13 protein-coding genes are annotated in these 21,901 nt (G+C 72.5%); 5 read left to right on the top strand and 8 right to left on the bottom strand.

The features are described from left to right. Window positions 1–220 precede the first annotated feature (220 nt). The 3 genes from AC07DI_RS15850 to AC07DI_RS15840 are packed head-to-tail and all read right to left on the bottom strand — an operon-like array spanning window position 221 to window position 4,120. Complete coding sequence (locus AC07DI_RS15850; RefSeq protein WP_478904880.1) at window positions 221–2,602, bottom strand: xanthine dehydrogenase family protein molybdopterin-binding subunit; 2,382 nt, start codon at window positions 2,600–2,602, stop codon at window positions 221–223. Window positions 2,603–2,606: 4 nt separating this feature from the next. After that, window positions 2,607–3,230, bottom strand: coding sequence for a (2Fe-2S)-binding protein (locus tag AC07DI_RS15845; RefSeq protein WP_478904879.1), 624 nt, complete (start codon window positions 3,228–3,230; stop codon window positions 2,607–2,609). After that, complete coding sequence (locus tag AC07DI_RS15840) at window positions 3,230–4,120, bottom strand: FAD binding domain-containing protein (protein WP_478904878.1); 891 nt, start codon at window positions 4,118–4,120, stop codon at window positions 3,230–3,232. The genes AC07DI_RS15845 and AC07DI_RS15840 overlap by 1 nt, the downstream gene beginning before the upstream one ends. 387 nt (window positions 4,121–4,507) lie before the next feature. On the opposite strand from AC07DI_RS15840, the gene AC07DI_RS15835 reads away from it, so the two are divergent. Continuing rightward, window positions 4,508–6,223, top strand: a complete 1,716-nt coding sequence (locus AC07DI_RS15835; RefSeq protein WP_384248436.1) for a PucR family transcriptional regulator — start codon at window positions 4,508–4,510, stop codon at window positions 6,221–6,223. A gap of 186 nt (window positions 6,224–6,409) precedes the next feature. Then, the gene (locus AC07DI_RS15830) at window positions 6,410–7,171 is read left to right on the top strand and encodes a hypothetical protein (RefSeq protein ID WP_384248438.1); all 762 of its coding nucleotides are present in this window, start codon (window positions 6,410–6,412) and stop codon (window positions 7,169–7,171) included. An 18-nt stretch (window positions 7,172–7,189) separates the two neighbouring features. Here AC07DI_RS15830 and AC07DI_RS15825 read toward each other — a convergent pair whose 3' ends face one another. Further along, the gene (locus tag AC07DI_RS15825) at window positions 7,190–7,957 is read right to left on the bottom strand and encodes a GntR family transcriptional regulator (protein WP_478904877.1); all 768 of its coding nucleotides are present in this window, start codon (window positions 7,955–7,957) and stop codon (window positions 7,190–7,192) included. Between the two features lie 135 nt (window positions 7,958–8,092). Here AC07DI_RS15825 and AC07DI_RS15820 point away from each other — a divergent pair, with 135 nt between their 5' ends. Then, the gene (locus AC07DI_RS15820; protein ID WP_384248441.1) at window positions 8,093–8,956 is read left to right on the top strand and encodes a (2Fe-2S)-binding protein; all 864 of its coding nucleotides are present in this window, start codon (window positions 8,093–8,095) and stop codon (window positions 8,954–8,956) included. 179 nt (window positions 8,957–9,135) lie between these two features. Further along, entirely contained in the window at window positions 9,136–10,212 is a 1,077-nt protein-coding gene (locus tag AC07DI_RS15815; RefSeq protein ID WP_478904876.1) for a DUF2637 domain-containing protein, read from the top strand. Between the two features lie 86 nt (window positions 10,213–10,298). Here AC07DI_RS15815 and AC07DI_RS15810 read toward each other — a convergent pair whose 3' ends face one another. Then, window positions 10,299–10,784, bottom strand: coding sequence for an ATP-binding protein (locus tag AC07DI_RS15810; RefSeq protein ID WP_384248444.1), 486 nt, complete (start codon window positions 10,782–10,784; stop codon window positions 10,299–10,301). A gap of 177 nt (window positions 10,785–10,961) precedes the next feature. Here AC07DI_RS15810 and AC07DI_RS15805 point away from each other — a divergent pair, with 177 nt between their 5' ends. After that, window positions 10,962–14,009, top strand: a complete 3,048-nt coding sequence (locus tag AC07DI_RS15805; RefSeq protein ID WP_478904875.1) for an alpha-mannosidase — start codon at window positions 10,962–10,964, stop codon at window positions 14,007–14,009. Between the two features lie 47 nt (window positions 14,010–14,056). Here AC07DI_RS15805 and AC07DI_RS15800 read toward each other — a convergent pair whose 3' ends face one another. The 3 genes from AC07DI_RS15800 to AC07DI_RS15790 form a co-directional block, all read right to left on the bottom strand. Next, window positions 14,057–15,799 (bottom strand): pyruvate dehydrogenase, encoded by a 1,743-nt coding sequence (locus AC07DI_RS15800; protein WP_384248447.1) that lies wholly within the window; start codon window positions 15,797–15,799, stop codon window positions 14,057–14,059. A gap of 70 nt (window positions 15,800–15,869) precedes the next feature. Then, window positions 15,870–18,005 carry a protein phosphatase 2C domain-containing protein gene (locus AC07DI_RS15795; protein WP_478904874.1) on the bottom strand — a complete coding sequence of 712 codons (2,136 nt, stop codon included), beginning with the start codon at window positions 18,003–18,005 and terminating at the stop codon, window positions 15,870–15,872. 84 nt (window positions 18,006–18,089) lie between these two features. Continuing rightward, a complete protein-coding gene (locus tag AC07DI_RS15790; RefSeq protein WP_478904873.1) occupies window positions 18,090–21,851 on the bottom strand; it encodes a S8 family peptidase in 3,762 nt (1,253 codons plus the stop codon). Between the last annotated feature and the right edge of the window lie 50 nt (window positions 21,852–21,901).

The following is a 21,901-nucleotide window of genomic DNA, read 5'->3' as shown; positions in this document are numbered from 1 at the left end:
GTTCACAGGGGCACCCGCTCGAACGTTGCGGGATTTGGGATGGTGCGTGGGCTGCACGACCCGGGGGACGGCCCGAGACGAACGACGTCTCCCTCTGTACGAGGGGGAGTTGGGGCTCCGAGCGGTGTGGGCGGCGGGAAGTGTGACGTTCCTGGGAGGCACACACCGCTCGGAGAGCTCTGCTGGTCCCGAGCGGGGGACCGGGTTCCTCAGTGCGGGCTCAGGTGCCCGTGAGGTGTTCCGGGCGTACCGGCGTCTTGTTGAGCTCCAGGCCCGTCGCGTTCCGGATCGCCGCGAGGACGGCCGGGGTGGACGACAGGGTCGGGGCCTCGCCGATGCCGCGGAGCCCGTACGGGGCGTGCTCGTCGGCGAGTTCGAGCACGTCGACCGGGATGGTCGGGGTGTCGAGGATGGTGGGGATCAGGTAGTCCGTGAAGGAGGGGTTCTTCACCTTCGCGGTCTTCGGGTCGACGATGATCTCCTCCATGACCGCGACGCCCAGGCCCTGGGTGGTGCCACCTTGGATCTGGCCGATCACGGACAGCGGGTTGAGCGCCTTGCCGACGTCCTGGGCGCAGGCCAGTTCGATGACCTTGACCAGGCCCAGCTCGGTGTCGACCTCCACGACCGCACGGTGCGCGGCGAAGGAGTACTGGACGTGGCCGTTGCCCTGGCCGGTGCGCAGGTCGAAGGCGACGGTGGGGCGGTGGCGCCACTCGGCCTCGATCTCGACGGTCTCGCCCTCCAGGACGTCGACCAGGTCGCCGAGGACCTCGCCGCCGTCGGTGACGACCTTGCCGCCCTCCAGGAGGAGTTCGGCGGTGGCCCAGGCCGGGTGATAGGTGCCGAACTTGCGGCGGCCGATCTCCAGGACCTTCTCCCGGACCAGCTCACAGGAGTTCTTGACGGCGCCGCCGGTGACGTACGTCTGGCGCGACGCGGACGTCGATCCGGCGCTGCCCACCTGGGTGTCGGCGGGGTGGATCGTCACCTGCGCGACGCCCAGCTCGGTGCGGGCGATCTGCGCGTGGACGGTGACGCCGCCCTGGCCGACCTCGGCCATCGCGGTGTGCACGATCGCGACGGGCTCGCCGTTGATGACCTCCATGCGCACCTTGGCGGTGGAGTAGTCGTCGAAGCCCTCGGAGAAGCCGACGTTCTTGATGCCGACCGCGTAGCCGACACCGCGTACGACGCCTTCGCCGTGCGTGGTGTTGGACAGGCCGCCCGGCAGCTGGCGCACGTCGGCGCCCTCGCTGGACTCCCACTGGCGCTCGGGCGGCAGCGGGCGGGCCTTGATGCGGCGCAGGAGCTCAGCGACCGGGGCGGGCGAGTCGACCACCTGTCCGGTCGGCAGGAGCGTGCCCTGCTCCATGGCGTTGAGCCGGCGGAACTCGACCCGGTCCATGCCCACCTTGTCGGCGAGCTTGTCCATCTGGGCCTCGTAGGCGAAGCAGGCCTGCACGGCGCCGAAGCCGCGCATCGCGCCGCACGGCGGGTTGTTGGTGTAGAGGGCGATGGCCTCGATGTCGACGTCGTCGATCACGTACGGGCCGACCGAGAGGGAGGAGGCGTTGCCCACGACCGCCGGGGAGGCCGACGCGTAGGCGCCGCCGTCCAGGACGATCTTGCACTTCATGTGCGTGAGCTTGCCGTCCTTGGTGGCGCCGTGCTCGTAGTAGAGCTTCGCCGGGTGGCGGTGCACGTGGCCGAAGAAGGACTCGAACCGGTTGTAGACGATCTTGACCGGCTTGCCGGTGCGCAGCGCCAGGAGGCAGGCGTGGATCTGCATCGAGATGTCCTCGCGGCCGCCGAACGCGCCGCCGACGCCGGAGAGCGTCATGCGCACCTTCTCCTCGGGCAGGCCGAGGACGGGGGCGATCTGCTTGAGGTCGGAGTGCAGCCACTGGGTGGCGACGTACAGCTCGACGCCGCCGTCCTCACAGGGCACCGCGAGGCCGGACTCCGGGCCGAGGAAGGCCTGGTCCTGCATGCCGAAGGTGTACTCGCCCTTGACGATGAAGTCGGCCTTCTTGGCGGCCTCTTCGGCGTTGCCGCGGATGATCGGCTGGCGGTGCACGATGTTCGGGTGCGGGACGTGACCGATGTGGTGGTCGTCGCGGCCCTCGTGCACGAGTACGGCGTCGGGAGCGGTCGCCGAGGCCTCATCGGTGATGAGGGGCAGCTCCTTGTACTCGATGCGGATCTTGGCGGCGGCGCGGCGCGCGGTCTCCGGGTGGTCGGCGGCGACGATGGCCACCGGCTCGCCGTGGTGGCGGACCTTCTTGTGCGCGAGGACCGGGGTGTCCTGGATCTCCAGGCCGTAGTTCTTCATCGCGGCCGGCAGGTCGTCGTAGGTCAGGACGGCGTAGACACCGGACTGCGCGAGCGCCTCCGAGGTGTCGATGGAGACGATCTCGGCGTGCGCGACGGTCGAGCGCAGGGTGTGACCCCACAGCATGTCCTCGTGCCACATGTCCGAGGAGTACGCGAACTCGCCGGTGACCTTCAGGGTGCCGTCGGGGCGCAGCGTCGACTCGCCGATGCCGCCCTTCGTCTTGGAACCCTGCGTGATCTTGGTGGGTGTGCCTGTGGTTCCCATGGCGTCAGACCCCCTCGGACTGGCGCGCGGCCGCGAGGCGGACCGCGTCAAGGATCTTCTCGTAACCGGTGCAGCGGCAGAGGTTGCCGGAGAGCGCCTCGCGGATGTCCGCGTCGGAGGGCTGCGGGTTGCGCTCCAGCATCTCGTCGGCCGCGACGAGCAGGCCGGGGGTGCAGAAGCCGCACTGGACGGCGCCGGCGTCGATGAACGCCTGCTGGATCGGAGAGAGCGTCGCACGCGGGAAAACGCCACCGCCCTCGCTGGTCTGCGAGTCGGTGGCGCCCTTCTCCGGGTTGGCCTGCCACTGCTTGGCGTCCTGGATCGAGGTGCCGCACGCGCCGGAGGCGCAGCCGCCGCCCGGGTGGGCCTGCTCACGGTGCTTGGCGTAGTCGGCGAGGCCCTCGACGGTGGTGACCTCGCGGCCCTCCACCTGCCCTGCCGCGACCAGGCACGAACAGACCGGCACGCCGTCGAGACGGACGGTGCAGGAGCCGCACTCGCCCTGCTCGCAGGCGTTCTTGGAGCCCGGCAGGCCCATGCGCTCGCGCAGCACGTACAGCAGGGACTCGCCCTCCCACACGTCGTCGGCTTCCTGCGGGCGGCCGTTGACCTTGAAGTTCACGCGCATTATGCGACTCCCTCAGTGCTGCGGCCGTTGCCGCGGTACGACTCCCAGGTCCAGCCGAGCGTGCGGCGGGCCATGATCCCGACGGCGTGCCGGCGGTAGCTCGCCGTGCCGCGCACGTCGTCGATCGGGTTGGCGGCACCGGAGGCGAGCTCCGCGAACTGCTTGGCGATCGAGGGGGTGATGATCTTCTTGCTCTCCCAGAAGCCGCCCTCGTCGAGCGCGGCGTTCAGGAACTCCTCGGCCGCCTTCGCCCGGATGGGCGTGGGGGCGGCGGAGCCGATGCCGGTCCGTACGGTCCGGGTATCGGGGTGCAGCGCGATACCGAAGGCGCACACGGCGATGACCATCGCGTTGCGGGTGCCGACCTTCGAGTACTGCTGGGGACCGTCCGCCTTCTTGATGTGGACGGACTTGATCAGCTCGTCCTCGGCGAGCGCGTTGCGCTTCACGCCGGTGTAGAAGTCGTCGATCGGGATCAGGCGGGAGCCCCGCACAGACTCCACCTCGACCTCGCAATCGGCGGCGAGAAGGGCCGGGTGGGCATCGCCCGCGGGGGACGCGGTGCCGAGGTTGCCGCCGACGCCGCCGCGGTTGCGGATCTGCGGCGAGGCGACGGTGTGCGAGGCCAGCGCGAGACCGGGGAGCTCGGTGCGCAGCTCCTCCATGATCTGGGTGTACGGGACGGAGGCGCCCAGCTGGACCGTCTCCTCGCCCACCTCCCACTCGCGCAGCTCGACGATGCGGTTGAGGTCAAGCAGGTACTCGGGACGACGGTGGTCGAAGTTGATCTCGACCATCACGTCGGTGCCACCCGCAATCGGCACAGCCGTGGGGTGCTCGGCCTTGGCGGCGAGCGCCTCCTCCCAGCTGGCGGGGCGAAGGAAGTCCATGAGGCTCTCTTCTTCTTCGTGTCGAGGGTCTTTCGCTTCGAGGGGCCGGGGATTTCCGTCTGCGGGGGTATCCGTCTGCGGGGTATCCGTATCCGGGGATTCCGTTTCGGCCACCAGGGCCGTTGGTCCCTCGACTGCTCGTTCATGTGCTGTTAACGCGGAGTGGGGCAAGTACACCGCTCGCTCGTCCGATGGGGTCAGTCACCGAAACACTGAAGGAGTTGGCTGGCCAAGGCGCGCGTCTTGTAGATTCGTATGAAGAACGGGCCCCAGAAACCTCTTGGGTTCCCCCCGGAAACCCCGGCCACCCCGGGACAGCGGGCCCCGGCGCTACAGGGCGCACATGTTTGTACACACCATTCGAGACAGATCGGCGGCGACGACACCATGCGGCTGCGCGCACTCCTGGACACCGACGCGCTGGGCCTGCGGCTGCTCGGCGGCGAGGACGAGCTTGACCGCACCGTGCGCGGTGTGATGACCACGGACCTGCGGGACCCCAGCCGCTACCTGGCGGGCGGCGAGCTGGTCCTCACCGGCCTCGCCTGGCGCCGCGACGCCTCGGACACGGAACCCTTCGTACGCATCCTCGCGAGCGCGGGGGTCGCGGCGCTCGCCGCCGGTGAGGCCGAGCTCGGGGACATCCCCGACGACATCGTCGACGCCTGCGCCCGGCACCGCCTGCCGCTCTTCGCGGTCAACGAGTCCGTGGCCTTCGCGACGATCACCGAGCACGTGGTGCGCCAGGTCTCCGGCGAGCGCGCCGGGGACCTGGCCGCGGTCGTCGACCGGCACCGCCGCCTGATGACCTCGGGCCCCACGGGCGGCGGCCCCGACGTCGTCCTCGACCTGCTCGGCACCGATCTCGACCTGCGGGCCTGGGTGCTCTCCCCCGCCGGGCGCGTGGTCGCCGGGTCGGGCGCGGCGGGCGCCGCCCTGCCCGGACCGCTCTGCGCGCGCCTCGCCGGAGAGCATCTGGCGGCCGTCAGGACGGGCCGGCGCGGGCCGCACCGGGTGACGGTGGACGGCGTCACGTACTCGCTGTTCCCCGTGCGGACCAGTGGGCGCGGAGCGGCCGGCGCCTCGCGCGACGTGCGCGAGTCGGTGCTCTCCGACTGGGTGCTCGCCGTGGAGGCCGACGCGGGCGACTGGCCCGAGGAACGCCTCGACCTGCTCCAGGGCGTGACCCAGCTGATCGCGGTCGAGCGCGACCGGCGCGACGCGGCCCGCACCGTGCGGCGCCGCCTCGCCCAGGAGGTCCTGGAACTGGTGCAGACGGGCGCGGCGCCCGCGGAGATCGCGGCACGCCTGCGCGTCGCCGCCCCGGTGCTGCTTCCCGGCCTCGGCGCGGCCCCGCACTGGCAGGTCGTGGTGGCCCGGGTGGAGTGGGAGGGCGGCGAGATCGACGGCGGTCCTGTCGCCCAGTCGCTCCTGGAGGAAATCCTCGTCGACCCTTCAGCAAGTTCTCGAACCGACTCGAACAGAGGAGGCCCCATCGCGGCGGGCCCCGAGCCGTCCGACCGCATCGCGGTCGCGCACACCGGCGACGAGGCCATCGCACTCGTACCGCTGCCCGCCGTCTCCACCGAGCACGACGGCTCGGAGACGGGTCTGATCGCGGACGCGCTCCTCGCGTCCGTCCACGACCCGCTGTCGGCCGGCCTCGACGGCGACGGCCGCCTCACGCTCGGCGTCAGCGCGTCCGTGCACTCGGCGGAGGGCCTGCGCGGCGCCCTCGAGGAGGCGCGGCACGCCCGCCGGGTCGCCGCGGCGCGGCCGGGGCGGGTCTGCGCGGCCGGCCACCAGGAACTGGCCTCGCACGTCCTGCTGCTGCCCTTCGTCCCCGACGACGTGCGCCGGGCGTTCACGGCGCGGCTCCTGGACCCGCTGCGCGAGTACGACTCGCGCCACCGCGCCGAACTCATCCCGACCCTTGAGGCGTTCCTCGACTGCGACGGATCGTGGACGCGCTGCGCCGCGCGACTGCACCTCCACGTCAACACATTGCGCTACCGGGTGGGCCGTATCGAGCAGTTGACGGGTCGTGACCTCTCGCGCCTGGAGGACAAGCTCGACTTCTTCCTCGCCCTGCGGATGAGCTGAGGTCATCGGGCACGGGGCCGGCCGGCGGTGCGCAACCGCCGACCGGCTTGATCGCCGTTCCTTGCCCGCCCTTTGTGAATTCTTTCACCCAGCCCCTTGGCCGGACGCCGCGATCCATGCTGAGATTCGCCCACGACTCAACAGCTCAATGGTGTGCTCGGGGAGGGCAACGTGGCGCATACCGCCATGTCTGGTACCGGAACGACTGCAGGGGACGATCCACTCCAGACCGCGGTATGGCGGCTGCGCTCGCGCGGCTGCTGGACCGACGCCGCGGCGCTGCTCGCCTCGCGGGCCGGGGCCGCGGCGGCACTCCAGAGGACGGCGCTGCTCGTCGAGCGGTGCCTGTTCACGGGGGACGGCTGGGGCGAGGCGGAGGACGGTCTGCGGACCGCCGAGGCGATCGCCGAGAACGACGACGACCGGGGCGCCGCGGCCTGCGAGCGCGGCCAACTGGCGTACGCGTCAACGGTTTTGGGGGTACGCGACCGGGCCGACGAGGCGCGTACGGCGCTCGGCAGGGCAGCCGCGCTGCTCGCCCCGAACGCGCCCGGACGGCCGCTGCTCGACTTCCGCAGGGGGCTGATCGCGGAGCACATCGCCGACTCGCCGCAGTCCGCGAAGGCGGCGTACCGCAGGGCGCACGCGGGGGCCACGGTGCACTCCGACTCCCTGCTGCTCTCCTTCACCTGGCGGCATCTGGCCGGACTCGCCCTGCGCGACGGGGAGTTGGCGGAGGCGCGGCACGGTTTCACGGAGTCCCTGCGCATCCGTGAGGAGCTGGGCTACCTGGTCGGTACGGCCCCCGCGCTCGCCGCCCTCGCGGACGCGGAGCCGGAGCCGGAGGCCACCCGCCTGCGCGCCGAGGCCACCCGCCTCTTCCGCCTCCTGGGCGGCGTACCGTCCTGGCTCGCGCAGCACCTGCAGCCACCGGCCGCCGCGGTGTGATCCCCGCGGGAGCCGCCGTCAGGCTCCTGAGCCCATGAAGTGCTCCTGCACCAGGGACGCGACCACACCCAGGTCCTGTGCGGCCAACGCGTCCAGGAGCGCGGCGTGTTCGGCCGCGTCCGCGATCAGGTCGGCCCTGCCGCCCGCGACGGGGCCGCTGACCAGGGGCCACTGCGAGCGCCGGTGCAGATCGTCCGCGACCTGCACCAGCTGCTGGTTGCCCGACAGAGAGAGCACCGCGCCGTGGAAGGCGCGGTCCGACTCGGCGTAGCGCGCGAGGTCGCCGCCGGCCGCCGCCGTCGCGGTCGCCTCGGCCAGCGGCCGCAGCTCGGCCCAGCGCTCGGCGGGGACCGTGCGGGCGAGCCGGAGCAGCACGGGAACCTCGATCAGCGCCCGCACCTCGGCCAGCTCGGCCAGCTCCCGCACGCTGCGCCCGGTGACCCGGAAGCCCCGGTTGGGGACGACCTCCACGGCGCCCTCGACGGCCAGCTGCTGCATCGCCTCGCGGACGGGTGTCGCCGAGACGCCGAAGCGCTCGCCGAGGGCCGGCGCCGAGTACACCTCGCCGGGGGCGAGCTCACCGCCGACGAGAGCGGCCCGCAGCGCGGCGAGGATCTGGCCGCGTACGGAGCTGCGCCGGATCGGGCGGCGCGGACCCGGCACGCCGTGCTGGTGGTCGCCCCGGGCCGCGCGGGGCCCGCGACCCCCGGCCTTCGACTGCTCGGGCACGCGGACGCGCGGCGGCCCGGCGAGGGACTCCCCCTCGCGTGCTCCGGTCTGCTCCACGACTTCCGCCCTGCTGGTGGCTGCTGAGAAAGGTACGACAGGCACCATAGGCGGACACGACCGGAGTTGAAACCTCGATCACGTCGGGTAAGGTAAGGCTTACCTGCTATCGATCGCGATTCGGTGGTCCTCCGCATGTCCGTCCCCACCTTGGCCGCACCCGCCCAGGGCGCCCGCAGCGCCGTAGCGGACGCCTACGCCCGCCTCCACGAGGTGTACTCCGGACTGCGCATCACCGAGCTCGCTCCCGGGGAACAGGCGCCGCGGGGCGACGGCTGGGTCTGCGCCGCCCGGCTCGCGGAGGGCGGGGCCGACCTGGACGCGTTCCTGGCCTGGGACGACGCCCAGGTCCTGAAGGACTACGGCACCCGGGCCCGGCCGGACGTCGTCGCCAGCTTCGGCCTGCACCGCTACGCCTGGCCCGCCACCCTGCTCATCACCGTCCCCTGGTTCCTGCACCGCCGCGTCCCCCGCTTCCCCGTCGCCGACGTCTCCTTCCAGCGCACGCTGGGCCGGATGGCCGTACGCCCCGACAGGTTCGCCTGCCTCCCCGGCGACCCGGCCGCGGCGTTGCCGGGCGCCCGCGTCGTACCGGACGAGGAGGCGCTGCGCGCAGAGGTGCGGGACGCGGTCGCCGAGCACCTCGGGCCGCTCCTCGACACCTTCGGTCCCCGGATGCGGCGCCGCTCGCGCGCCCTGTGGAGCCTCGCCACCGACGAGATCGTCGAGGGCCTCTGGTACGTCGCCCACCTCTTCGGCGAGGAGCGGCGCGCGGTGACCGAGCTGGAGAAGCTGCTGCCCGGCGCCACCAAGCCGTACGTCGGCACGGCCGGCTTCCGTGAGCTGACGGGCCCCGACGGCGAGGCGCTGCCGACCCGCGACCGGGCGAGCTGCTGCATGTTCTACACGCTGCGCCCCGACGACACCTGCGTCACCTGCCCGCGCACCTGTGACGCGGAGCGCGTCGCCCGGCTCAGCGCGGCCGCCGCGACGGGCTGACCGCGCCCGTCTAATCGAACTCAACGCCTGGTCCCCCGCCACGAGTTCGAGCAAAATACGCCGTGCGTGCCCCCTCGCACCCCCCTTGGCGTTCTCTTGCCCCGAAACCCCCTGCACGACATCGGGGTTGGGTCAATATGGCGGCCGATACGCCCTACCGCAACGCAAGGGACCCCCAGATGAGACTGACCGACATATCGCTGGACTGGCTGCTCCCCGGTGGCGTCCTGCTCCTGGGCATGCTGGTGGCGGTGGCGGTGCTCGCGCGCGGCAGGCGAGGCCATGGCAAAGCGGCCAAGGGGGGCGCGGGCGACGACTCCTGGGAGCGCACCGAGGAACGCCGCAGGCGCAAGGAAGCGGTCTACGGCACCGCCTCCTACGTGCTCCTGTTCTGCTGCGCCGCCGTCGCCGCCGCGCTCTCCTTCCACGGCCTGGTCGGCTTCGGGCAGCAGAACCTCAGCCTCTCCGGGGGCTGGGAGTACCTGGTCCCGTTTGGCCTCGACGGCGCCGCGATGTTCTGCTCCGTCCTCGCCGTGCGCGAGGCGAGCCACGGCGACGCCGCGCTCGGCTCGCGGCTGCTCGTGTGGACGTTCGCGGGTGCGGCGGCCTGGTTCAACTGGGTGCACGCGCCGCGCGGCCTCAACCACGCCGGTGCTCCGCACTTCTTCGCCGGAATGTCGCTGTCGGCCGCGGTGCTCTTCGACCGCGCGCTGAAGCAGACCCGCAGGGCGGCACTGCGCGAGCAGGGTCTGGTGCCCCGGCCGCTGCCGCAGATCCGCATCGTGCGGTGGCTGCGCGCGCCCCGGGAGACCTTCGCCGCCTGGTCGCTGATGCTCCTCGAAGGCGTACGCACCCTGGACGAGGCCGTCGAGGAGGTGCGGGAGGACCGTCGCGAGAAGGAGCGCACGCGGCTGCACCGGCGCGACAAGGAGAAGCTGGAGCGCGCGCAGCTCAAGGCGCTCAGCCGGGGCCAGCGGAACTGGCAGGGCCGCGGCGGCGGCCGTCAGGTCGAGGTGCAGGCCGTCGCGTCGGCGACCGGGTCGCCGCAGGTCGGCGCGGACCCTGCCATACCGGCGCAGGAAGAGCTGCCGGTACGCTCCCGCCCCTCCCTCCAGGCCGTCAGGAACGGCCCTGACGGCGCCGAACCCGTCACCCCTGTCACCGTCGACCTGACGGCGGAGGACGACACGCAGGCACTGCCCCGGCTCGACTCGCTGGAGCAGAAGCTGAAGGACCTGGAGCAGCAGTTCGGCTGATCACTTCGGGCGCGATCGTCCGGTCGACTCGGCTATCGCGAACATCTGGTGACGGCCCGTCAGAACCTGTGGGGCGGCGGCGCGACTCAGTCCGTGCCGCCGCCGTCCAGCTCGAACCACACCACCTTCCCCACCCCGTGCGCCCGCACGCCCCACGCGTCGGCGAGCGACTGCACGAGGACCAGGCCCCTGCCGTTCGTACCGCTGTCGGCGTCCGGTACCCGCGGCTCGGGGTGGCTGCCCACCATGTCCCGCACCTCGACACGGAGCCCTCGCGGGCCCACCGTCGCGGTGACGAACGCGTCGTGGTCGGTGTGCACCAGTGCGTTGGTGACCAGTTCGCTGGTGAGCAGTTCGGCTATCTCGGATCTTCCCGGCTTCCCCCAGTGCCGCAGGAACTCCCTGAGGGCCTTCCTGACCTCGGACACCGCACGCAGATCCGCTCTTCCCAGCCTTCGCGTGAGCCGACCGCTCTCGGGTCCGCCGGGCGCTTCACCGGTCCTCTCGTCCCGTTCGTTCGGAGAAGAGGCCCCGATTCTTCCGGGACCGCCCCCACGTGACTGCCTCGTCATGACCCCCGCCCACAAAGCGATGGCTCTGCCTCCCTGCTCGAACAACCTCACGGGATGCATGCCCAGGGCCGGTGGCGGCACGCTTGTCGAATCATCAACCAACGGTCCGGGGGTGCGCCGCGGGATTGCGGGGAAGTGAAGCGGTGGACCCCACCGCTCACGCCCCGAGGAGCCCGAGTGCACGACGACAGACTGCTGGTGGAAGGGCGCCTGGAGCGGGCGCTCCGCCAGTTCATCCGCCCCGCCCAGTACGCGCGGCGCACGCCGCTGGCCCTCTCCGTCTGGCACGCGCCGGGCGAGCCGGTGCCGGTCGAGACCGCCCTCGAAGCCGCGTACGAGCCCTTCGAGACCGGCACCGCATGGGGAAACCCCTGGTCCACCAGTTGGTTCCGGATTCAAGGACGGGTGCCCGAGGAGTGGCGGGGGCGCCGGGTCGAAGTGGTGATCGATCCCGGATTCACCGGCGAGGGTCCTGGCTTCCAGGCGGAGGGCCTGGTGTACGACGCGTCGGGCGTACCGCTGAAGGGTGTTCACCCGCGCAATCGGCATATTCCGGTGGCCTCCCCCGCCGAGGGCGGTGAATCGGTGCACCTACTCCTGGAAGCGGCGGCCAATCCCGCCGTCCTGCACGACTTCATGCCGACACCACTGGGCGACGTACTGACCGCGGTCAATAGCCCGATCTACCGATTCGCGTCTGCCGATCTCGCCGTACTCGACGAGGACGTGTGGCGGTTGACCTTGGACATCGAGGTCCTCTCCGAGCTGATGCGCGAACTGGACCCCGAACGTCCACGTCGGCACGAGATCCTGCGCGCCCTGGAGGACATGCTCGACGCCCTCGATCTGCACGACGTGTCCGGCACGGCGAGCGCGGCGCGCGCCGCGCTCGCCGACGTCCTCGCGCGTCCCGCGCACGCCAGCGCACACCGCGTATCGGCAGCCGGCCACGCGCATATCGACTCGGCGTGGCTGTGGCCGCTGCGCGAAACGGTGCGCAAGGCTTCGCGCACCTTCGCGAATGTGACGGCTCTGGCCGAGGAGTATCCGGAGCTGGTCTTCGCCTGCTCGCAGGCCCAGCAGTACGCCTGGGTGAAGGAGCACCAGCCGCACATCTGGGAGCGGATCAAGAAGGCGGTCGCGGACGGCAACTGGGCGCCGGTGGGCTCGATGTGGGTCGAGTCGGATGCCAACATGCCGGGCGGCGAGGCCCTCGCCCGGCAGATCACGCACGGCATGCGGTTCTTCCGTGCGGAGTTCGGCGTCGAGACGCAGGAGATCTGGCTGCCGGACTCCTTCGGCTACACCGCCGCGTTCCCGCAGCTGGCGAAGCTCGCGGGCGTCCGCTGGTTCCTCACCCAGAAGCTGAGCTGGAACCAGTCCAACAAGATGCCGCACCACACCTTCTGGTGGGAGGGCATCGACGGCAGCCGGGTCTTCACCCACTTCCCGCCCGTGGACACCTACAACTCGCAGTTCCACGGCGCCGAACTCGCCCACGCCGAACGGAACTTCGCCGAGAAGGGGCGCGCGTCCCGCTCCCTGGTGCCGTTCGGCTGGGGCGACGGCGGGGGCGGCCCCACCCGCGAGATGATGGAGCGGGCGCGGCGGCTGCGCTCCCTGGAGGGTTCGCCGCGCGTCGAGATCGAGAAGCCGTCGGCGTTCTTCGCGGCGGCCGAGGAGGAGTACGGCGCCGAGGCGCCCGTCTGGTCGGGCGAGCTGTACCTGGAGCTGCACCGCGCGACGTACACCACCCAGGCGGCGACCAAGCGCGGCAACCGGCGCTCCGAACACGCCCTGCGCGAGGCGGAGTTGTGGTGCACGGCGGCAGCGGTGCGCGATGAGGCGTACGTCTATCCGTACGACACCCTGGACCGGCTGTGGAAGACGGTCCTGCTGCACCAGTTCCACGACATCCTGCCGGGCTCGTCGATCGCCTGGGTGCACCGGGAGGCACGCGAGACCTACGAGCGGGTCCTCGCCGAGCTCGACGAGCTGACCGCGGCGGCCGTGCGGTCGCTCGGGGCGGGCGGTCCCGTGGCGCTGAACGCCTCGCCGTACGCCCGCAGCGAGGTCGTCGACCGGGGCGACGGCACGCCGGTGCGCGTCGACGTCCCCGCGCTCGGCACCCGGAGCCTGGACGACACCGCGCGGGACACCGGCCCCGGGGCGGTCGCGCACACGACCGGGGACACGATCCTGCTCACCAACGAGCATCTGAACGTCACCGTCGACGCCGCCGGGCTCCTCACCTCCGTGACGGACCTGGCCGCGGGCCGCGAGGTCCTCGCCGCCCCCGGCAACCTCCTCCAGCTGCACCCCGACCACCCCACGCACTACGACGCCTGGGACCTCGACAAGCACTACCGACGCCGGCACACCGACCTCACGGACGCCGAGTCCGTCGAGCTCGTCGAGGACGGGCCGCTGCGGGTCGCGGTGCGCGTGGTGCGGTCCTTCGGGCGGTCGCGGATCACCCAGGAGATCCGCCTCGCGGCGGGCAGCCGGCGCGTGGACATCGTGACGGACGTGGACTGGCGCGAGTCGGAGAAGGTCCTCAAAGCCGCGTTCCCGCTGGACGTGCACGCCGAACGGTCGGCCGCCGAGATCCAGTTCGGCCATGTGCACCGTCCTACGCACGCCAACACCGGGTGGGACGCGGCACGTTACGAGATCTGCGCGCACCGCTGGCTGCGGGTGGCCGAGGAGGGGTACGGCGTCGCGGTGCTCAACGACTCCACGTACGGCCACGACGTGTCGCGCACGGAGCACGGCGACACGCTCGGCACGACCGTGCGGCTGACGCTGCTGCGGGCCCCGCACAGTCCGGACCCGGAGACCGACCAGGGCGCGCACCGCTTCACGTACGCGCTGCTGCCCGGCGCTGACACCGGTGCCGCGGTCGCGGAGGGGCTCGCGCTCAATCTGCCGCTGCGGGTGGCCGACGCACCCGCCCTGCCGTCGCTGGTGAGCGTCGACCACCCGGGGGTCACCGTCGAGTCGGTGAAGCTCGCCGACGACCGCAGCGGCGATGTCGTCGTACGGCTCTACGAGTCGCGCGGCGGGCGCGCGGCGGCGGTGCTCGGCACGTCGTTCCCGGTGGCACGGGCCGAGGTGACGGACCTGCTCGAACGGCCGCTGCACGAGGCGGAGACGGGCGAGACCGGCCTGCTGCTCGCGCTGCGGCCGTTCCAGATCGTCACGCTGCGGCTGCGGCCGGCCTGAGCCTGTCTTCGGCCCCCCGGGCGGGCCTGCCCGTGCCGGGGCCGGTGTCAGGGCCTCGGCACGTTCCGCAGGTTGGAGCGGGCCATCTGCACCATACGGCCCACTCCGCCGTCCAGGACGATCTTGCTGGCGGAGAGGGCGAAGCCGGTCACCATGTCCGAGCTGATCTTGGGCGGGATGGAGAGGGCGTTCGGGTCGGTGACGACGTCGACGAGGGCGGGGCCCTTGTGCGCGAAAGCGTCCTTGAGGGCGCCCGCGAGCTGCTTGGGCTTCTCCACGCGCACGCCGTAGGCTCCCGCGGCGCGGGCGACGGCGGCGAAATCGGGGTTGTGGTTTCCCGTGCCGTACGACGGCAGACCGGCCACCAGCATCTCCAACTCGACCATTCCCAGGGCGGAGTTGTTGAACAGGACGACCTTCACCGGCAGGTCGTGCTGGACGAGGGTGAGGAAGTCGCCCATCAGCATCGTGAACCCGCCGTCGCCCGACATCGAGACGACCTGGCGCCTGCGGTCGGTGAACTGGGCGCCGATCGCCTGCGGCAGCGCGTTCGCCATCGAGCCGTGGCTGAAGGAGCCGATGATGCGGCGCCTGCCGTTGGGGGTGAGGTAGCGGGCGCCCCAGACATTGCACATACCGGTGTCGATGGTGAACACGGCATCGTCGGCGGCGAGTTCGTCGAGGACGGAGGCGACGTACTCGGGGTGGATCGGGATGTGCTTCTCGACCTTGCGGGTGTACGCCTTCACCACCCCTTCGAGAGCGTCCGCGTGCTTCTTCAACATCTTGTCGAGGAACTTGCGGTTCGTCTTCGGCGAGACGCGCGGGGTCAGGCAGCGCAGCGTCTCGCGCACGTCACCCCAGACGGCGAGGTCCAGCCTGGAGCGGCGCCCGAGGTTCTCCGGGCGCACGTCCACCTGGGCGATCCGCACGTCGTCGGGCAGGAAGGCGTTGTACGGGAAGTCCGTGCCGAGCAGGATCAGCAGGTCGCACTCGTGGGTGGCCTCGTACGCGGCGCCGTAGCCGAGCAGGCCGCTCATGCCGACGTCGAAGGGGTTGTCGTACTGGATCCACTCCTTGCCGCGCAGGGCGTGGCCCACCGGAGACTTGATCTTCTCGGCGAACTCCATCACCTCCGCGTGCGCGCCCGCCGTGCCGCTGCCGCAGAAGAGGGTGACCTTGTCCGCCTCGTCGATCATCGCGGCGAGCTTCTCGATCTCCGCGTCGCCGGGGCGGACGGTGGGCCGGGACGTCACGAGGGCGGTCTCAGCGGCCTTCTCCGGGGCGGGCTCGGAGGCGACGTCGCCGGGCAGCGACACGACGCTGACGCCGCTCTGCCCGACGGCGTGCTGGATGGCGCTCTGCAGCAGCCTCGGCATCTGCTTCGGGCTGGAGATCAGCTCGCTGTAGTGGCTGCACTCCTGGAAGAGCCGGTCGGGGTGGGTCTCCTGGAAGAAGCCGAGGCCGATCTCGCTCGACGGGATCTGCGAGGCGAGGGCGAGAACGGGCGCCATGGAGCGGTGCGCGTCGTAGAGGCCGTTGATCAGGTGGAGGTTGCCGGGGCCGCAGGAGCCCGCGCAGGCGGCCAGGCGGCCGGTGATCTGGGCCTCGGCGCCGGCCGCGAAGGCGGCGGTCTCCTCGTGCCGCACCTGGACCCAGTCGATCCCCTTCGTGCGGCGGATGGCGTCCACGACCGGGTTGAGGCTGTCGCCGACGACTCCGTACAGCCGCCGCACGCCCGCGCGGACGAGGATGTCGACGAACTGCTCGGCGACGTTCTGCTTGCCCATGCTGTACGCACCTTTCGACGGCGGTCCTTCGGCTCCGCTCCTCGCAACCATGAAGTCACAGGTGCGGCGGTCATGCCTCCCAGACCGCGGCGGCCGTCCGGTCGTCGGCGTACCCCTTGACCCTGACCTGGATGTCGGCCAGGAAGGCGGCGAGCCCAGGCGGGCCGCTCTTCCGCCATCTGCGGGTGAGGTGCTCGGCCAGCTCCGGTTCGCCGCGCAGGGGCTCGGCGAGTCCGCTGCTGCACAGCACGAGCGCATCACCCGGACGGGCGACCGAGGCGCGGAAGCGGAAGGGCTCGCGGGGCGGCTCGGGGGCCGGTTCGTAGGGGCTCGGCGGGGTGGTGATGCCGAGGTCCATGGTGAGGTGCTCGGCGTCCGGCGGCGGCTGCGCGGGCAGCGATCCGAAGCCGACCACGGCGTCGCCTGTGGCCTCGGCGACGCGGGGCTCGATGTCCTGCCACGCGCCGTCCCGCAGCCGGAAGAGGCCGCCCGCGCCGACGCCGAAGAAGACGCGGGTCCGGCACCGGGGGTCGGCGGGCAGCAGCAGGCAGCGCAGGTCCGCCGCGTACTCCTCGGGCTCGAGGCCGAGGTCGACGGCGCGCGCACGGAGCTTGCCGAGGCTGCGGTCGGTGAGCCGGTGCAGTCCCGACTTCAGGTCGCCGCGCCGGGCCCCCCTGATGTCCTCGGCGAGCCGCCGGTGGCTGCGGCCCACGGCCCGGCCGATCCACGCGCAGGCCTCGGCGGCGGCCCGGTGCGCACCCGGCGCCGCGCGGGCGCCGGTCGCCATGGCGACGAACACCAGGGAGTCCTCGCCGGCCCCGAAGCGCGCGGTGAGCAGGGCGTCGCGGCGCGGCTCCCCGCGGTACCGGGCGGAGTCCCCGCGCACGGAGACGGCCCGCAGCGTACTGGCCCCGCACCGTGCCCCGTCGAGCACGGTGTCGGCGACGAGATCACCGAGGTCGTCGGGGTCGGCGGCGGGCAGCGCGGTGGGCTCGCCCTCGTAGGTCGGGGGCCCGCTTCCCACGTAGGTGGTGGGGGCGGGGTCGGCGGGTGGCGCGGACCGGCTCCCGGGTGCGGCGGATGCATCGGGGCCGCGCGAGGCGCGTTCGTCGCCGCGGGGCACTTCCACCGACGACGCCGTCGACGGCGCAGGGTGCGCGTCGTCCGTCGCCTCCCCCTTCCCCGCACCTCCCGCCGGGAAGGTCACCGGCCCGCTGGGCTTGGCGGCGGGCGGCGCCCAGGGGGCGGGGGCGCTGAACGTGGGGGTACGGGGTGGCCCGGAGGGAGCCGGGGGCGGGGGTTCGGGGCTGCGGCTCTGCCCGGGAGGCCGGGGCGGGCCCGGAGGCTCAGGCGGGGCGGCGGGCGGAGGCACGTGACGGGGCCGGGGCGGATCAGGGGGCGCGAGAGGCTCCGGAGGCACACCGTCCGCGGCCACGAAGGGCCCTGCCTCGGGGCCGGGCAGGTGGCGCGGGGCGGCGTCCGTGGCGCCGGGTGCGTGGCGGGGAGCGGCACGGGTGGCGCCCGCGGGATCGGACGCGTCAGGCGGGACGACGTCCGAGGCACGGGGCGGACCGGCTTCGGCGGGGGGCGGTGGAGGCGGGGCGGGGGGCGGAGGCGCGGTGTCTGGGGCGGATGCAGGAGATGCGGCACCCGCGCCGGAGGCCGAAGGCGCGGCTCCCGGCCCGGAGGCCGAAGGCGCGGCTCCCGGCCCGGGTCCCGGAGGCGCGGCTCCCGGGCCGGACCCCGCAGACGCAACATCCGCGCCGGACGGCGAAGACGCGGCACCCGGGGCGGAGGCCGGAGGCGCGGCGGTCGTGTCAGGCGCTGGAGGCGCGGCACCTGGGTCGGAGGCCGAAGGTGTCGCGGACGTCGGGGGCTTGGCGCCCGGACCCGGCGACGGAGGCGCGCCCGACGCGGACGGCGAAGGCGCGGTGTCCGGCTCCGGTGCCGGAGGGGTACCGGCACCGGGCCCCGTGGCCCACGGGGTCGACGAGGGGTCGCGGGGCTCCGGGACCCCTTCCCCCACCGCATGCGCCGCCGAGGCGAATCTGTCGTCCAGGGTGTCCGGTGCGGGTGTCGGGCCCGTGTCCGGTGCGGCGTCGTCGTACAGCTGTCCCCACCAGTCGTCGTCGTGACCGGTGGGCCTGTCCCCCTGCTGGCTCATGCCCCTATTTTCCACCGCGGAGGCCGTACGAAAACGGTGCATCCGGAAATTCCGGCCATCTCGGCGAAGGAGACCGCCGGGCGGGCCCACCCCCCACAGGAGGACCGCCCGGCGGGGCTCGTGTGGCTACCGCACGTCGTACGCGCGGGCCACCGTCTGTGTGACGGAGTTGCCGTGCTCGTCCGTCAGCCGGGACCTGAGCCAGACCTGCTTGCCGGACGCGCCCGTGTGGTTCACGGTCGCGCGCCACGTGCCGTCGTGCTCGGCGGTGGTGGCCGCCTGCCACGTCCTGCCCTCGTCGTAGGAGTACGACAACTCCGCCTCGGCGAGCGCTCCCGGCTCGTAGCCCGCGTGCCCCGTCGCGCCGAGTTCAATCCGCAGCCCGTCCTTCGCGGGCAGGGTTTTCGGGCCGTCCTCCGGGAGACGGTAGACCGGGAAGAGCATGGGGATGCCCTGCGAGTACACGCCCTCGTCGAGGTGCGAGCGGAACGACCAGGTCGTCTCCGTCCCCGTCGACCGGCGCCACACCCGCGAACCGATCTTCTGGGTGGCGAGGGTGAGTTCGTACGCGGAGTCCTCGGCCGGGACCGTGAACACCCCGGACGGCCAGCCCGACTCCCCCACGACCTCGCCGTTCCGCTTGAGCCGCACGGAGCCGATGTCGCCGAAACTCCCCTGAATTCCCGCGTGTCCCGCGGCGTCCGACCAGAAGCCGGGCGCGACTCCGATCAGGTTCCCCTGCCGCTCCCCGGCGAGCGCCGGCCTGCCCGCGGCGTCGCGCGGCGTGCCGGGCACGAGGACCCCGTCGTACCAGGTCTCGTCACGCCGCTCCCCCTTCTCGTACGTACGCACCGGGTCGAGCATGAATTCGCCGTACGGGAAGCTGCTGGAGACCTGGTGGCCCCAGCCGGTCGGGCCGGCCGAGTAGTACTCGGTGCGCCTGCCGGGGGCGGGCACGGACGCGAGGTCGCCGAAGTAGATCCCAAGGCCGCCGGGCCGGGCGGCCGAGGGCAGGTCCACGTAGTCCGTGGTCTCGCCCATCGCCCGGTACGTCGCCCGGTTCGCGGCAAGGTCCTTGTCCCGGACGCGGTAGGTCCGGTCGTCGCGGATCTGCCCCTTCTCGGGGAACGCCAGATTGTAGACGTACGGACTCTTCGCCGTCGCCTTCCACTTCAACTGGACCTGACCGACGTGCAGTTGAGCCAGCAGAGCCGCCGCCTCGTCCGTCGGGATGCCGAGGACCGGCAGCGGGGAGCCGGTGAAACCGGCCGACGGGTACCAGCGGCCGGGGGCCGCGCGGTGGGCGATGACGGCGCGCGCGCCCGCCTTCTTCGCGTCGGCCGCCACGGTGGCCGCCTGGCCACTGTCCGGGACCCTGACGAGGGCGATCCTGCCCTTGACCCCGGCGGCGGCGAGCTCGTCCGGCGTGCCGGACCCGGCGTCGACGAGGACCGCCCTGCCGGTGCCGTCCAGGTTGGCGGAGCCGGTCGAGGCCGTCACGGGGTGGAGTGACTTGCCGCCCACGACGGCGAGTTCGGATATCTGGGGAGCCGCCGTGCGCCAGTAGCTGCCCGACTCGAAGGTGCCGTCGGACGGCTCGCCCTCGACGGACTGGTAGTAGCCGCGGATCGTACGGGGCCCGGCCGCGGTGCCCGCGTGCAGCCAGTGGTCCTTGCCCCAGGAGCGGGCGAAGGCGAGGGTGGCGCCGCGGACTTCGGACGCCTTGTCGGTCCGGACGGCGACGCGGTGGGCCTTGCGGGCGTCGAGCGTGACCGTCGTGTCCTTCGTGATCTCGAGCTGGGGGCGGGCGATGTGCGTGAGGGAGTCCGTGAGGGTGCCGCCGGACTTGTCGCCGGTCGCGATGAAGCTCGTCAAGAAGTGGGCGCCGGGGTGCACTTGGTACGTCTGGTCGTTCGCGCCCTCGTTGAAGCGGCGCTCACCGCTCGCCGTGTCGGTGCCGATGAGGTCGACGGACGACGCCCCGTCGGCGGGCCTGCCGTTGCGGTCGACGAGCTTCACTCGGAGGCTGACGGTCTCCGGCTGGACGTAGAGGGAGAAGGGCGTGGCGACGTGGGTGCCGCCGGCCGCGGTGGCGAGGACGCGTCCCGTGATGTCGCCGTACTGGGCGCGCTTCAGGTCCGCGTCGGGCGTGAGCTCCAGCGGCACCTTGACGGTGGCTCCGGCGGGGACGGTCGCGGAGCGTCTGGCGAGCCGGGCGACGCCGGAGTCGACGGCGGAACCGTCGTTGCCGGTGACGCCCGCCACCGACAGCTTCAACTCCACATCCGTGTCAGTGGTGTTGGTGTAGGGAACGTCGACCGTGGTGCGGTCCGAGGAGTCCTGCGGCCAGCCGAAGCTGCCGCCCCGCACGGCGGGTGAGCCGAGCACCTTCTGGTCGATCGCGGCCTTGGCGTCGAGCCGCCCGCCACCGGTCTCGCGCGCGTCGCCGGGGATGCCGCTGTCCGCGGACGACACGAGGGCCGCCTTGATCTGCCGCGCCGACCAGTCCGGGTGGCGCTGCTTGACGAGGGCGGCGGCGCCCGCGACGTGCGGGGTCGCCATCGACGTACCGCTCATGGACTGATACGCGTAGACGCCACGCCCACCGGCCGCCGCGGCGGAGATGCCGACGCCGGGCGCGGCGATCTCCGGCTTGAGGGTGTGCGAGCCGTACGCGGGGCCGCGGCTGGAGAAGGGGGCGGTGGTGTCGTCGCGGTCGACGGCGCCGACGGTCAGGACGCCGGGTACGCAGCCGGGTGAGGAGACGGAGTTGAGGCCCGGTCCCGTGTTGCCCGCCGCGATGACGAAGAGGGTGTCCTTCGCGGACCGCGCCAGCTCCTCGGTCGCCGTGCTCATCGGGTCGGTGCAGTCGGTCCGCGCCGGGTTGCCGAGGCTCATCGAGACGACGTCGGCCTTCTCGTCGACGGCCCACTGCATGCCCGCGATGATCCATGAAGTGGCGCCAGAACCACTGTCGTTGAGGACTTTGCCGTGCAGCAGTTCGGTCCCGGGGGCGACGCCCTTCTTCCTGCCGCCGCTCGCCGCGCCGGAGCCGCCGACGGTGGAGGTGGTGTGGGTGCCGTGGCCCTGGCGGTCCTCGTCGTCCGGGGAGTCGGTGAAGTTCTTCCGCGCTCCTATACGGCCCTTGAGGTCGGGATGCTCGGCGTCCACGCCGGTGTCCAGGACGGCGACCTTGGTGCCCTTGCCGTCGTAGCCGGCGGCCCAGGCCTCGGTGGCGTGCACCTGTTTGGTCGACTTGTCGAGAGTGGCCTCGACCTTGGCGTCCAGCCAGAGCTTCTTCAGGGCGCCGCCCGCACGGGACGCGGGGCTCGTGACGTCCGCCCAGAAGGCGGCGGCCTTCTTCTTGTCGGCCTTCAGGGCCACGCCGTCGACGGGTTCGAGGACGAGGCCGCGCTCGGCGCCGCGCGGGGTGCGGGGCAGCGCGCGGGTGACGTCGACGGACTTGTCGTACACGCCGATGAGCGGCAGCTTCCTGGTGTGCGCGTCGTCGTAGCCCTGCCGGACGAGCCCGGTGACGTTGAACAGCTCCTCGTCGACGAGACCCTCGGCGATGGCGTGCTCGGCGCCCTCGGGGTAGACGTACAGGTCCTTGCCGGACTGCCGCGTCTGGATCAGCGGCACGGAGCCGTCCGCGCCGGGCAGCGCCGCCGCCCCCGCCGCCCCGCCTTTCCCGCCGGACGACACCAGGATCCGGTCGCCGGTGACGAGGGTGACGACGGAGCCGCCCCCGTCCCGTGCGGCGCTCCCGGTCAGCGGTGGCCGTTCCGCCGCCGACGGGCGAGGCTCGGCCACGGACGGGACGGCCGCGGTGACGGCGAGGACGACGGCGGACGCCGCCCCCAAAGCCGTACGCGATATCGGGCGCATCGCTCTCCCCAGGGTTGACGGGCACGCGGAACCACAGGCCGATACGGCCC

The organism is Streptomyces sp. NPDC044106, from assembly GCF_056433985.1.
This window is presented reverse-complemented; position numbering and strand designations above follow the sequence as displayed.

Excerpts from the sequence above, each read along its gene's own strand:
- AC07DI_RS15850 (WP_478904880.1), bottom strand. The coding sequence starts at position 2,602 with ATGGGAACCACAGGCACACCCACCAAGATCACGCAGGGTTCCAAGACG.
- AC07DI_RS15845 (WP_478904879.1), bottom strand. The coding sequence starts at position 3,230 with ATGCGCGTGAACTTCAAGGTCAACGGCCGCCCGCAGGAAGCCGACGAC.
- AC07DI_RS15840 (WP_478904878.1), bottom strand. The coding sequence starts at position 4,120 with ATGGACTTCCTTCGCCCCGCCAGCTGGGAGGAGGCGCTCGCCGCCAAG.
- AC07DI_RS15835 (WP_384248436.1), top strand. The coding sequence starts at position 4,508 with ATGCGGCTGCGCGCACTCCTGGACACCGACGCGCTGGGCCTGCGGCTG.
- AC07DI_RS15830 (WP_384248438.1), top strand. The coding sequence starts at position 6,410 with ATGTCTGGTACCGGAACGACTGCAGGGGACGATCCACTCCAGACCGCG.
- AC07DI_RS15820 (WP_384248441.1), top strand. The coding sequence starts at position 8,093 with ATGTCCGTCCCCACCTTGGCCGCACCCGCCCAGGGCGCCCGCAGCGCC.
- AC07DI_RS15815 (WP_478904876.1), top strand. The coding sequence starts at position 9,136 with ATGAGACTGACCGACATATCGCTGGACTGGCTGCTCCCCGGTGGCGTC.
- AC07DI_RS15810 (WP_384248444.1), bottom strand. The coding sequence starts at position 10,784 with ATGACGAGGCAGTCACGTGGGGGCGGTCCCGGAAGAATCGGGGCCTCT.
- AC07DI_RS15800 (WP_384248447.1), bottom strand. The coding sequence starts at position 15,799 with ATGGGCAAGCAGAACGTCGCCGAGCAGTTCGTCGACATCCTCGTCCGC.
- AC07DI_RS15795 (WP_478904874.1), bottom strand. The coding sequence starts at position 18,005 with ATGCACCGTTTTCGTACGGCCTCCGCGGTGGAAAATAGGGGCATGAGC.
- AC07DI_RS15790 (WP_478904873.1), bottom strand. The coding sequence starts at position 21,851 with ATGCGCCCGATATCGCGTACGGCTTTGGGGGCGGCGTCCGCCGTCGTC.